The organism is Pseudomonas sp., from assembly GCF_046581935.1.
GTDB lineage: Bacteria > Pseudomonadota > Gammaproteobacteria > Pseudomonadales > Pseudomonadaceae > Aquipseudomonas.
This window is the reverse complement of the sequence record NZ_JAYGFK010000013.1, coordinates 1-12,225: the sequence shown is the minus strand read 5'-3', so window position 1 is coordinate 12,225 and position 12,225 is coordinate 1. Positions and strand designations below refer to the sequence as shown.

The window sequence follows — 12,225 nt, the reverse complement described above, 5'->3', positions numbered from 1 at the left end:
TGCGGCCTAATAGCATTCGGTTTTTGTGAGTTCTGCCATGTCTGTGTCCCAGCGTTCCCCTTCGAATATGCGTCCTAGTACGCTGCACCTGCCGCGCGGCGACTGGACTACGGTGTTCGAGTGCCTGTGCGCGCACTTTCCGGCGATTGCCTCGGCGGTGTGGCAAGAGCGTATTGCCCGTGGTCGAGTATTGGACGCACAAGGGCAGCCGCTGACGATGCTCACGGCTTATCGTGAAGGGCTCAAGGTGCATTACTTTCGCGAAGTGCCAGCCGAGACGCCGATCCCCTTCGAGGAAGCCCTGTTGCATATCGACGAGCATCTGCTGGTCGCGGATAAGCCACATTTTTTGCCGGTAATGCCGGCAGGGGAGTATGTCGAGCAGACGCTGCAGGCGCGTCTGGCTAAGCGTCTGAATAACGCGGACCTGGTGCCGCTGCATCGGATTGATCGACACACTGCCGGTTTGGTGCTGTTTTCCACCAACCGCGAGAGCCGTGGCCAGTATCAGGCGCTGTTTCGCCTGCGGCAGATGGATAAGTGCTACGAGGCCTTGGCGCAAGCACTGCCGCAGTTAACTTTTCCCTTGCTGCGGGCCACGCGCTTGGACGCCGCAGAGCCGTTCTTTCGCATGCAGGAAGTGGCCGGGCAAGCCAATACCGAAACGCGCATCGAAGTCGCCGAGCGACTCGGCGAACATTGGCTGTATCGGCTTTACCCGGTGACAGGCAAGAAGCATCAACTACGCGTGCACTTGGCAGCTTTAGGCGCGCCGATCCTCAATGATCCGTTCTATCCCGAAGTCACGGATGCGCCGGATAGCCCTGATGACTACAGCAAGCCACTGAAGCTGCTGGCTCGCGGTCTAGCGTTCGATGACCCCATTACAGGCGAGCGGCGTAGCTTCGAGAGTCGCCTCAGTCTGCTTTGAGGTCGCCGCTCAATTACCTCGGCGCTGCGCGCTAGACCGCTGGCTTTGCCGCCGCCTGCCAGAGCACTTCATCAATCCCTTGGCGTTTGGCGATCAGCCGTGCTGCGACGAACAGCAGGTCGGACAGGCGGTTGACGTAGGCCAGGCCGACGTCGCGGATTGGCTCCACTGCATTCAGGTGTTGGCAGCGGCGCTCTGCACTGCGGGCCAGGCTGCGGCACACATGGGCTTGGGCAATCAGGCGTGAGCCACCGGGCAGAATAAAGTTTTCCAGCGGGCCGACCTCTTCATTCCAGCGGTCGATGGCGGCTTCCAGTCGCTCGATTTCGGGCGTTTGCAGGGCTTGGTAGTCGGGCATGGCCAGCTCGCCACCGAGGTCGAACAGGCGATGCTGGCAGTGCGCGAGCACCTCGATGATTTCCGACAATTCCGGGCATGCCGCCTGTTGCTCGGCCAGATCAGCCAGCAACAGGCCAATATGGCTGTTGAGCGTATCCACTTCGCCCATCGCATCCACGCGCGGGTGGTCTTTGGTCACGCGACGGCCATCGGCCAGGCCGGTTTCGCCGGTATCACCGGTACGGGTATAGATTTTCGAGAGACGGTAGCCCATGTTCAGAGACCTGTGTCGGGGTAGGAGGTGGCCAGCGGCAGGCGCAGCGTGAAGCAGGTGCCCTGGCCGGGTTTGGACTGCACTTCCATCTGCCCTTTGTGGTTGTTGGTGATGATGAAGTAGGAGACTGACAGGCCGAGCCCGGTGCCTTGGCCGACTTCCTTGGTGGTAAAGAAGGGTTCGAAAATGCGCTTGCGCACCAGCTCGGACATGCCGACGCCGTTGTCTTCCACCTGAATTTCCGCCCAGGGCGCAGCCAGGCGCACGCGCAGGATAATTTGCCCCGGCTGATGGTTGTCGGTGCGCTGGTGAATGGCCTGGGCCGCATTTTTCAGCAGGTTGAGCAGTACTTGCTCCAGTTCATTGGCGGTGGCCGGCACGGCGGGTAGATCGGTGGCGAACTCGCGTTGAATACTGAGACTCTTAAAGTCGAAACTGTCGGTCAGGTCGAAGTCGTTGCTGGCGATTTCCACTGCCTGATCGATCAAGGCCGGTAAGTGGCAAGGTGCTAGCTGGCGATCACTGCGGCGGCTGAAATTGAGCATGTGACTGACGATTTTTGCCGCGCGAGTGCCGGCCTGCTGAATGCCATCGAGCAGGTGCGGAATTTCTCGGGCGGTCAGGTAACGGTCGATGGCCTCCAGGCAGATGCCGGCGTGTTCGGCCTGTTCGCGATTCTTGTCCAGCTCGGGCGAAAGGCGTCGGCGGATGTTTTGCACGTTGTGCAGGATCGCCCCCAGTGGGTTGTTGATCTCGTGGGCCATGCCTGCGGCCAGGCCACCGACCGAGAGCATCTTCTCTGACTGCACCATCATTTCTTCGAGGTTCAGGCGTTGGGTTATGTCGTCGATGCGGATCACCACGCCGCGCCCGCTACCGCCTGCTAACGGGTAGAAAGTCAGGGCGAAGTGGTGCGGTTGCTCATTGCCGCCCCAGGTCACGCGCTCAATCTTTTCGACCTCATGGCGTTCGACGGTGCGTTTCAGTTGCGGCAGGAAGGGTTTTAACGGTGGAAAGGCGAGAAAAATGGGCTGATTCAGTGCTTCGTCCATGCGGGTGCCGGAGAGGCTGCTGGCTTCCTGGTTCCATTGAGTGACGTAGAGCTGTTCATCAAGGGCGATCAGCGCCGAGGGCATGGAGTCGATGATGCTGTTGAGGTAGTTCTGAAAACCGGTGAGCTTTTTCTCGATCTTGCTGCGCACCTGCACTTCCAGCTCCAGTTTGCGGTTGGAGTGGCGGGTTTCCTCAGCCAGGTGCTGGGCGTGGTCGAAGGCTTCCTGGGCGTCATCACGGGCGCGCTTGAGCTGTTGCTCGCGAGCCTCAATGCGCACCAGCATGGTGTTGAACGCATCGGCTAGGCTGCCGATTTCGTCGTGGTTGCCACGCCGAGCGCGCAAGGCGTAGTTCTCCTCACGGGTGACCTGGCGGGAGAGTTCTTCCAGGCGGCGGATTGGCCGGGTAATCAGGCGGCGTACCTGGCGCGAGACGATCAGCCAGAAGAATACGCTCAGGATAAGAATCACCAGGCTGGCGGTCAGGGTACCGGTGTAAAACGCTCCGGGCAGCTCGCTGGACGCCACCAACAGCAAATGGCCAGGTTTGCCCGTGGCTTGTGGCAACTCGACCAGTTGGTTGATACGAAATTCGTTGTAGCGCCAGGACTCAACTTCTTCGATATGTTGCGGTAGATCTAGTTTTTCGCCGCGCTGCAATTGCGCCAGGTTCAGGCCGTCAGCGTCATAGATCACCGCTGCGCGTAAAGGTGAGTAGTCATCCAGGCGTTTGAGGAGGGCTTTGGCGGCTACCGGGGAACTCAGTGCCTGATCGCTCAGCGGTGGGCTGGCAATCAACCGACCAAGCGTGTGCAGCGCTTGGGGCGTGACACTTTCCTGGGATATCCAGTAGGCCGCACTGATAAAGGCCAGATTGGCCACCAGCAGTACGGTGGCCAGCAGGGCCAGCAGGGCGACCAGCAGTTTGCGGCCTACAGGAAGGTTTTCAAGGCGCTGACGCAGAGGCATGTTGAGGTGTGTCGTGGTGGTGAGCGTGCAGGCAGGTTAACGCGCGGCTCAGTGACTGGGCAAACCGCGTGCGTTGAGGTGAGCCAGTAGTTGGTTATGCAGGGCTTGCAGGTGCGGTAGTGGCAACTGGTGACGTTGCCCCGCGTTGCAGGCGTAGCCCAGTAAATAGGCGATTTCCGTGCGCCTGCCTTGGCTGACATCCTGGTGCATTGATGAGTAATTGGCCGCTGTGGCCTCAATCACCCGCTGCACGTCCTCCAGCAAGTTCTCTGCTGCAGCGCAGTGGCCACATTGCTGCAGCAACTCGACCAGCTCACTGCACAGGCAGGCAACGTGTGCGGGGTGCTCGCGCAGCCCGCCGTTTTGGCAGTCGTGTAGTACGGTTAGCGGGTTGATCGCGCAGTTCAGCGCTAGCTTTCGCCACAGGCGGCTGAGGATATCCAGGCTCCACTCATGGGCAATTCCGGCCTTACGCAGGTCTGCCAGCCAGGCGGGTGGCTGCAGATCAAGCGGGTCGCCGAGCCAGGTATGACCGTGGCCAGCAAATACCACCTGGAAATCCGCCTGGCGAAATGCGCCTTCGGTGCTGGAGGCCATTATGCAGCGAGCGTGAGGGGCTTCGCGTGCCACTTCATCTTGGCTACCCAGGCCGTTTTGCAGCAAGAGAATTTCCGCGCCGGGGCTGAGCCGGTGCGTCAGTTGGGCCACTGCCGGGGCGGCGTCGTAGGCTTTGCAGGCCAGCAACAGGCGCTGAATCGGCTGCGGATGCTCTGTTGTTTGGGCTGCTATGGGGTAGTGCTGCGCCTGGCCCTGTTCAATCAGGGTAAGACCGCCAGCGTGTTGGTAGCTCTGCAGGCGTGCTTGATCGCGCAGAATCAGTTGCACGGGCAAACCGGCGCGTGCCAAACGGGTTGCCCACAATGTACCGAGGCTGCCCGCGCCGAGGATATGCCACATTAAACGCGCCCCTTAGTGCGGCAGTGGCAGGCGTAAGGCTGTAACCCGGCCGCTGCTGTACGATTCGGGCAGGAGACGTTCTGCGTGAGCGATGATCTGCTCGGGCGTGCAGGGCAGGCCCTTGGCATCCAGGCCGACCAGACTGATCCCCGCCTTGAGGCTGATAAAGCCTTCGCTGGTTTTGAACGCCTTGAGGTTTATACCCTCATGCAGGCGTTTGAAGCTGCTCGGCGAGCATTCGTGCAGGTCTGACAGTAGGGTGATCAAGGCGAAATGGCTTTCATCCATACGTACCAGTACATCCAGTGGCCGCACTAGCTGTTGCAGGCGACGGGCCACGCCAGTCAGCAGTTCGTTGTAGAACGCATCGCCATACTGTTGATGCAGCTCGTGTATGTCCTGCAGGCCGATCAGCAGGTAACACAATGCACCGCCGCGGGACTCGATCTGGCGCAGGCTACCGAGGGTTTTCTGGTGCAGGTAGCGCGTGTTACCCAGGCCAGTGAGTGAGTCGATCAGGTTGCGCTCTTCCAGGCTGGCAATGTTTTCAGTGAGTAAGCGGTTTTCCTGCAGCAGGCGCTGCAGGTTGTTACACAGGCGGTCGGCGGCGTAGACCCTTGGTACCAGTTGCTCGCTCATTGCGGCTTTGCTGATGAAGTCGTCGACACCGCTGTCGAAGGCTTCGCTAAGTACGTTCTCGCCCTCCTTGCCGGTGAGGAGGATGACGTAGGTGTAGTGATGGGCCATTTCGTCAAACTGGCGCACCTGCAGCGTTAGCTCCAGGCCGTTCATTTCAGGCATCAACCAGTCGGCTAGCAATACGCTGGCGGGGCGTTGCTCAAGCAGTTTGATCGCTTCGGCGGCGCTGCTGGCAAAGCGTAAGTCCTGATAGCCCGCCTGGCTCAAGGCACGCCCGATCATAGCGCTGGAGAATTTGGCGTCATCGACGACCAAAATGCTCAGGTGGGGGTTAGGCATGGGCAGGCTCACTAGAGGGAAATCGTATAGGCCCGCTACTTCGTCGGGCAGTGTTTGTTGCTACCGCTATATAATGGCCGCGTTTTTTTATCGTCAAGCCAGGCGTGTCCCATTCGTGATGTAGGGCGCGCCGTCTATCTGGAGCAAACCCATGCCTTCGTTCGACGTGGTGTCCGAGCTGGACAAACATGAAGTTACCAACGCCATCGACAACGCCATCAAAGAGCTGGAGCGTCGTTATGATCTACGCGGTAAAGGTAGCTTTGAACTGAAAGAGCTGACTGTCAACCTGACAGCTGATGCGGATTTTCAGTTGGAGCAGATGGTCGAGATTCTCAAGCTGGCCTTGATCAAACGCAAGATCGATGTGCAGTGCGTAGAGTTCAAGGATGCCTACCCGTCAGGCAAGAGCGTCAAGCAAGAGGCTGTCTTGCGTGAGGGCATCGAGAAGGACCTGGCCAAGAAGATTGTCGCGCACATCAAGGACAGCAAGCTCAAAGTGCAGGCGGCCATTCAGGGCGAGCAGGTCCGTATCACCGGGAAAAAACGCGATGACTTGCAGGAGGCCATTGCCGCCCTGCGCAGTAAAGATTTCGGCATGCCGCTGCAGTTCAACAATTTTCGCGATTGAACCATGGTGGCGCAGTAGTGTCGCAACCAACTCTATCCGTTTAACCGCCATGGCAAGCCATGGCGGTTGCGTTTTATGCACAGGAAACAGGAGTACCCCATGGAGATGAACATCGACCAACTGGTCAAATTGTCGGAGGCTTGGTTGCCTGTTGTGCTGGAGTACAGCGGCAAACTGACCTTGGCTCTGTTCACGCTGCTGATCGGCTGGTGGCTGATCGGTCGGCTCACCGCCAGCATTGGCCGTCTGCTTGAGATGCGTCAGGTTGACCGGGCGCTGAGTAGCTTTATCGGCAGTCTGGTTAGTATTGTGCTGAGAGTTCTGTTGTTGGTCAGCGTGGCCTCAATGATCGGTGTAGAAACCACCTCATTCATTGCCATGATCGGTGCGGCCGGTTTGGCGATTGGCCTGGCATTGCAAGGCAGTTTGGCGAACTTTGCCGGTGGCGTGCTGATCATGCTGTTCCGTCCGTTCCGTGCCGGCGACTGGATTGAGGCGCAAGGTGTTGGCGGCAGTGTCGACAGCATCCATATTTTCCACACCATATTGAAGACTGCTGATAACAAAGTGGTGATCGTGCCTAACGGCAGTCTGTCGAATGGTCATATCACCAACTATTCGCGCGAGCCCAAACGTCGCGTTGATATCAGCCTGGGCATCGATTACTCCAGTGACATCAAGCAGGCCCGTGAAGTGCTGCTGAAGATTGCCGAAGACCCGCGCGTGCACCGCGACCCTGCGCCGGTGGTGTTTGTCACTGGGCTAGGCGATAACGCGATCAACCTGTCGCTGCGTATTTGGGTGGATACTGCGGACTTCTGGCCGGTAACCTTTGCCTTTACCGAGCAGGCCAAGGAGCGCTTGACTGAGGCGGGCATCGGTATTCCATTCCCGCAACGGGTTGTGCATCTGGTGCAGCAGAGCAGCTGAGCTCTCGCCCGTTAACGAGCCCTCGCCGCATTAGCGGCGAGTGGCGTTGTAGATGCTCTTGAAGTCGCGGCCCATGGCTTGCTGGTAATGGCTTATTAAGCTTTGCCAGTCGTCTTGGTCCCAGGGCGAGTGGCGCCGTAGCTGCAGCATGTCGTGCAACGCGGCTTGTTTACTGGTCAGGCGGCGCCTGCATTTTTCTAAATCAAGCAGTGCTACTTCCGGTATCGGCGCAGAGCCCTCGGTGTTGATGCGCACAAAAATATGCTTGATATAGATGCAGCCGTGTTGCCAGCGAGCAGTGTGTAACCGTGCAAGCGTTAGGGCTACTTCAACCAGCAGTTGTTGGTGCAATGTTTCGCCATACTGCTCGCGGTCATTCTCGGTATACCACTCATCAATAGGTTGAAAACCAGCCAGTGCTTTAGTAACTAACAGTGCACGCCAGCCTTCAGCGCTCTGTTCGGCCGCGCAATAGACAATCTCGGGAACTGTTACCCCTGCTTTTCGGGCACCCAGTAGCGCTTCTTGTTCGCGTAGCACGGTTGGGCGGCCCAGAGGGTAGCGTAGGCTGCGGTGTATGTGCCCGGTTTGGCGTTTAGCGTAGAGCAACTTTCCGTCTTTATGGATCCGTTGAACACCGCTACAACCACCTCTGCGATCGTTCGGCTCTTCTACCCATTCACCCTGAATTTCCCACCAGCTATCAAGGCTGGTGGGGTTGTTGAAATAGCTAGCGTTACTGAATTCCACTGTCATGGTATGTCCCTATGCGAATCTCAGGGTGCAAGCAAGACTCTTGCCAGATTTTTGGAGGGTGTCAGGATTGCTACGTTAATCGCGTGGATCTAAAGGGCTCGTTCGCGCCGCCACTGCAGAATAATCAGAATCAGTGTTGGCACGCCTAACAGCGCTGTGATCAGGAAGAACTGGGCGTAGCCGAGCTTTTCTACCATTACCCCTGAGTAACCACCGATTAGGCGCGGGAGCAAGAGCATGATCGAGCTGAGCAGGGCGTACTGCGTGGCAGAGAACTTCAGGTTAGTCAGGCTTGAGAGGTAGGCGACAAATGCTGCAGTGGCCAGTCCGGCACTGAAGTTGTCGGCAGAGATGGTGAATATCAACATCTGCAAATCTGCACCCATGCCGGCGAGCATAAGGAACAGCAGGTTGGTGGCTGCCGAAGTCGCACCCCCAATAAACAGGATCGGCAGGATGCCGAAGCGGACGATTAACAGCCCCCCGAAGCCCGCACCAATCAGGGTCATGACGAGGCCGAACAGCTTGCTGACGCTGGCGATTTGATCTTTGGTAAAACCTTGGTCGATGTAGAACACGTTGGCCATCACGCCCATTACGGTGTCCGACATGCGATAGGTGGCGATCAGGCCCAAGAGCAGAAAGGCCTGCCAGCGGTAGCGCAGGATGAAGTCATTAACCGGGGTTAGCACGGGCGCCAGCCCACGACGGCCCATGGATGACAGGCAGGCTGCGGTAAGGATGGTGTAGAGCAGGGCGCGCAGGAAGGCGCGGTCTTCCAGCAGCAGGTCAAGCAGGCTGGCCTCGCCGTTGATCAGGCTGGCGAAGTCGGTGTTGTAGAACTGGGTAAACATCGCAGGTACCGACACCAGTAGCACGATCAGCACCAGTACCGAGGCAATCTGGTGGCTGAAGCCATAGCTCGCGGCGGCCAATTGGGTGCGTAGTGGTACGGCCGGCTCGCGCATCCACAGGCTGGTGAGCAGGCCCGGGAGCATCAATAGGGCAAATAGCAGGTAAGTACCGGCCCAGGCATCGTGCTGATAGAGCAGGGCTGTGGAGCCGAACCCTTCGGCGAAATACAGTGCGCCTGCGGTGGCCAGCAGTGCGGCAACGCGGTAGCCAGCCATGTAGCTGGCTGCCAGTGCGGCTTGGCGGGTGTCGTCGACGATCTCTAGGCGGTAGGCGTCGACCGCGATGTCTTGGGTGGCAGAGGCAAAAGCCACCAGCACCGCCAAGGATATCAACCCGGTCAGTTGTGTTTGCGGGTCACACAGGGCCATGCCGGCCAGACCAATGGCGATCAGGATTTGTGACAGCACCAACCAAGAGCGACGTCGGCCCAGGCCTCCGAGCAGAGGTAGGCGCCATTGGTCGAGCAGCGGTGACCAGACCCACTTAAAGGCATAGGCAAGCCCTATCAGGCTGGCAAAACCAATGGTTTCGCGGGCCACGCCGGCTTCGCGCAACCAGACGGAAAGGGTGGAAAATACCAACATATAGGGCAAGCCAGCGGCAAACCCTAGAAGCAGTAGCACCAGTGTTGAGGGGCTGGAGTAGGCAGCAATGGCATCGCGCCAGCTTTTACGGGGCATTTGCAGAGGTATCAGCCTGAGGTTGACCTAATAAAGGGCGCACTCTAGGGGCTGTTGCCGTTTAAGTGCAAGCCGCGTTGCCGCGAAAAATCTCGCCAGGCTAGGCGCGGTGGCGATGAAACTGCAGCAGACCTTACCCGCTGTGCTCTCTTGGGCGCCAGCCATAGCGCGGCATGTCCACCTTATCGTTGTGTATGTGCACGCCTTCGTCACGTAAGCGGTTTCGCTGTTCGTCCCCGCTGGGGCTGCCGGCGGGCAAACTGAGGCGGCCACCGGCTGCTATGACCCGGTGCCAGGGCAGCGTACTGCCTTCTGGCAATTGACTGAGCGTGCGGCCAACCCAGCGTGCGGCGCGACCTAGGCCAGCGTATGCAGCCAACTGCCCATAACTCACCACGCAGCCCGCTGGCACGTGCGCGAGCACGCTAAACAGAGCCGTACGCCGCTCGGCCTGGCTTGCTGTATGCAGGTCAGAGCCGGCATGCTTGGCTCCTTGTTTGGGCTCGTTATTCGGCTTTTTTATCATGTGGCTACGTACCCTGTGTTTCTTACTACTTATTGCGCTAGGCGCGCCGACTTGGGCTGATACGGTCTGGTTGAATAATGGTGACCGGCTGACGGGCGAGATCATCTTGCTTGATGGCGGCAAGCTGGCGCTTAAAACTAGGTATGCCGGCCAGGTACTGATTGCCTGGAAGGATATCGATACCCTGCGTTCCGAGAAACCTTTGCTGGTCCGACGTGAAGGCTTCGACAGTGAACACAGCAAACAGTTGGAGGCGGCCGGTAAAGGCATGGTGCGGATGGTCAACGCCAGTACGCAAACCATTCCTCTGGCCAGCATCAATCGGTTGATTCCTCCGCGCCCGGTGCTACAGGACCGCTTATGGGAAGGCAATCTGGACGCGAAACTGGAAATGAAACGCGATGACAGCGAAAGCGATGAGTGGAAGCTCAAAGGCAATACGCGTATGGAACACGGCCGCTGGCGTCACGTGTTAGCCGGTGAGCTGGAACGCAAGGTCAAAAATGACGCGAAGACTGCCGGTAACTGGCAGTTGGAATACGATCTCGATCGCTTTATCACGGACCATTGGTTCTGGCGGGTCGGTGCCGAGCAGGACGAGGACGAGTTCGCCTTCCTGAATCGTCAGCGTTCGCTGGGTACCGGTCCGGGTTATCGCTTCTGGGATAATGAGCTGGGCCGGTTGGATGTGATTGGCCAGTTCAATCGCCTGCAGCTAGACACTCGTGCCGGCGAGCTGGCGTTGAATACCTACTCGTTCTCATGGGATTACAAACGCCTGCTCTGGGGCACCCGCCTGGAGTTCTACAGTACGGCCGAGCTGCAGCTGCCAGATATAGATGAAATTGACTATGTGCTCGACAGTGAAATGGGCCTGCGTTACCGGCTGACGGACTGGGCACGCCTATCACTGCTGTATGAGCTGGATCAGGCGCGTGGACTTGGGCAGACCAGCAGTGAGCGGCGTTATCTGTTGGGCGTGGGGGTGGGTTGGTAGGTTAAACGAGTGAACTCACGATGATTCCGTCGGTCTTTGCTTGCTCTGGTGTCGTGCTTACGGATAATGCTCGACCTTTCGCCACCCTAAGAAAGACACATCTTCCTTATGCTATCCAGATCCCTGTTGTGCCTGGCCCTTTCTGTGGCTGCTACCTCCGCTTTTGCGGATACCGTTTGGCTGAAAAATGGCGATCGCCTGACCGGCCAAATCAAGTTCTATGATGGCGGCAAATTACTGCTGGCCACCGACTACGGTGGAGCGATTGCTCTGGACTGGAACAAAATCGCGACCCTGGAAAGTGATCAGGAGTTGCTGATCAAGGAAAATGCCATCACTGGTGAGCGCACCAAGTCCCTGCAATCGGCTGAGCCCGGCAAGGTCACGCTGGCCAACGGCGGAGCGCCCAAAACGGTCGAACTGGCCAGTATTCAGCAAATTCTCAAGCCCAAGCCATTGGTTGAAGATCTTGTCTGGAAAGGCAATGTCGATGCCTCGTTGGACTACAAGCGTGCTGAGCGCGACACCGATGATTACGATATCAGCCTGAAAACCCAGGCTCGGCACGGCCTATGGCGGCATAACGCGCAAGCGGATTACAACCGTGAGTACCAAGACGACGTGGTGACCACGGATAACTGGAGCGCCGAATATGCGCTGGACCGTTTTCTCACGGAGAAATGGTTTTGGCAGGGGCGTCTGGAGTACAAGCGTGACCGCATCGAAGAAGTGCGCCGGCAGCGGACGCTGGGTACAGGTCCGGGTTATCAGTTCTGGGATAACGAGTTGGGCGCTTTCTCCATTGCTGGGCTGATTAACCGTTCTGACTATGAATTCGACACGGGTGAGCGTGAAAATTTCTATGCGGTAAGCATGAAGTGGGATTACAACCGTTACCTGATCGGCAAAAGTGTCGAGCTGTTCAGTGATGGCGAGGTGGGCAAGCCATTGAATAATGTCGCCGATTACACACTCGATGCGGCGGTGGGCTTGCGCTACAAACTTACCGACTGGGCCTCGTTGAATATGAAGGCCGAGAAGGATCTGGTCAGCGGTTCTGAAGGTGAGTTGGACGAGACTCGCTACAGCCTGGGCTTCGGGGTCGGTTGGTAATGTAGTACTACACAATGAAACAGCCCGCTCAGTGAGGGAAACTCTGAAAAAGACTTCCTGATTTTGGCAAAATACCCAGACTCCACCCGCCGAGTTTTCCGATGAAGCAGATGACCTTCGCCGACGCCGAGTACGCCGGTAAGCGCAAGCAGACCCGCAAAGAGTTGTTCCTGATCG

12 protein-coding genes are annotated in these 12,225 nt (G+C 58.1%); 5 read left to right on the top strand and 7 right to left on the bottom strand.

Annotation, left to right across the window (positions count from 1 at the left end; genetic code table 11):
• Nucleotides 1-37: 37 nt before the first annotated feature.
• On the top strand, nt 38-931 hold the full coding sequence (locus VCA57_RS10510) for an RluA family pseudouridine synthase (RefSeq protein WP_411184968.1): 894 nt from the start codon (nt 38-40) through the stop codon (nt 929-931).
• A gap of 31 nt (nt 932-962) precedes the next feature.
• On the opposite strand, the gene VCA57_RS10505 is transcribed toward VCA57_RS10510, so the two are convergent.
• From VCA57_RS10505 to VCA57_RS10490, 4 genes are read right to left on the bottom strand one after another with little or no spacing between them, the layout of a single operon-like run.
• Entirely contained in the window at nt 963-1,544 is a 582-nt protein-coding gene (locus tag VCA57_RS10505) for a cob(I)yrinic acid a,c-diamide adenosyltransferase (RefSeq protein ID WP_411184967.1), read from the bottom strand.
• Nucleotides 1,545-1,546: 2 nt separating this feature from the next.
• Entirely contained in the window at nt 1,547-3,565 is a 2,019-nt protein-coding gene (locus VCA57_RS10500; protein WP_411184966.1) for an ATP-binding protein, read from the bottom strand.
• Between the two features lie 48 nt (nt 3,566-3,613).
• The gene (locus VCA57_RS10495; protein ID WP_411184965.1) at nt 3,614-4,522 is read right to left on the bottom strand and encodes a putative 2-dehydropantoate 2-reductase; all 909 of its coding nucleotides are present in this window, start codon (nt 4,520-4,522) and stop codon (nt 3,614-3,616) included.
• A gap of 12 nt (nt 4,523-4,534) precedes the next feature.
• The gene (locus VCA57_RS10490; protein ID WP_411184964.1) at nt 4,535-5,500 is read right to left on the bottom strand and encodes a response regulator; all 966 of its coding nucleotides are present in this window, start codon (nt 5,498-5,500) and stop codon (nt 4,535-4,537) included.
• Nucleotides 5,501-5,651: 151 nt separating this feature from the next.
• On the opposite strand from VCA57_RS10490, the gene VCA57_RS10485 reads away from it, so the two are divergent.
• Nucleotides 5,652-6,131, top strand: coding sequence for a YajQ family cyclic di-GMP-binding protein (locus tag VCA57_RS10485; RefSeq protein ID WP_411184963.1), 480 nt, complete (start codon nt 5,652-5,654; stop codon nt 6,129-6,131).
• 99 nt (nt 6,132-6,230) lie between these two features.
• Nucleotides 6,231-7,061 (top strand): mechanosensitive ion channel family protein, encoded by an 831-nt coding sequence (locus VCA57_RS10480; protein ID WP_411184962.1) that lies wholly within the window; start codon nt 6,231-6,233, stop codon nt 7,059-7,061.
• Between the two features lie 30 nt (nt 7,062-7,091).
• Here the strand turns inward: VCA57_RS10480 and VCA57_RS10475 are convergent, their stop codons facing one another.
• The 3 genes from VCA57_RS10475 to VCA57_RS10465 all read right to left on the bottom strand — a co-directional run bounded on the left by VCA57_RS10475 (nt 7,092) and on the right by VCA57_RS10465 (nt 9,938).
• Complete coding sequence (locus VCA57_RS10475; RefSeq protein ID WP_411184961.1) at nt 7,092-7,817, bottom strand: lipopolysaccharide kinase InaA family protein; 726 nt, start codon at nt 7,815-7,817, stop codon at nt 7,092-7,094.
• An 89-nt stretch (nt 7,818-7,906) separates the two neighbouring features.
• Nucleotides 7,907-9,412 (bottom strand): AmpG family muropeptide MFS transporter, encoded by a 1,506-nt coding sequence (locus VCA57_RS10470; RefSeq protein WP_411184960.1) that lies wholly within the window; start codon nt 9,410-9,412, stop codon nt 7,907-7,909.
• A 133-nt stretch (nt 9,413-9,545) separates the two neighbouring features.
• Nucleotides 9,546-9,938, bottom strand: a complete 393-nt coding sequence (locus VCA57_RS10465) for an MGMT family protein (protein ID WP_411184959.1) — start codon at nt 9,936-9,938, stop codon at nt 9,546-9,548.
• Here VCA57_RS10465 and VCA57_RS10460 point away from each other — a divergent pair.
• Together VCA57_RS10460 and VCA57_RS10455 are read left to right on the top strand one after the other, a co-directional pair.
• Nucleotides 9,937-10,935, top strand: coding sequence for a DUF481 domain-containing protein (locus tag VCA57_RS10460; protein ID WP_411184958.1), 999 nt, complete (start codon nt 9,937-9,939; stop codon nt 10,933-10,935). The genes VCA57_RS10465 and VCA57_RS10460 overlap by 2 nt on opposite strands.
• A gap of 108 nt (nt 10,936-11,043) precedes the next feature.
• The gene (locus tag VCA57_RS10455) at nt 11,044-12,048 is read left to right on the top strand and encodes a DUF481 domain-containing protein (protein WP_411184957.1); all 1,005 of its coding nucleotides are present in this window, start codon (nt 11,044-11,046) and stop codon (nt 12,046-12,048) included.
• Nucleotides 12,049-12,225: the final 177 nt, after the last annotated feature.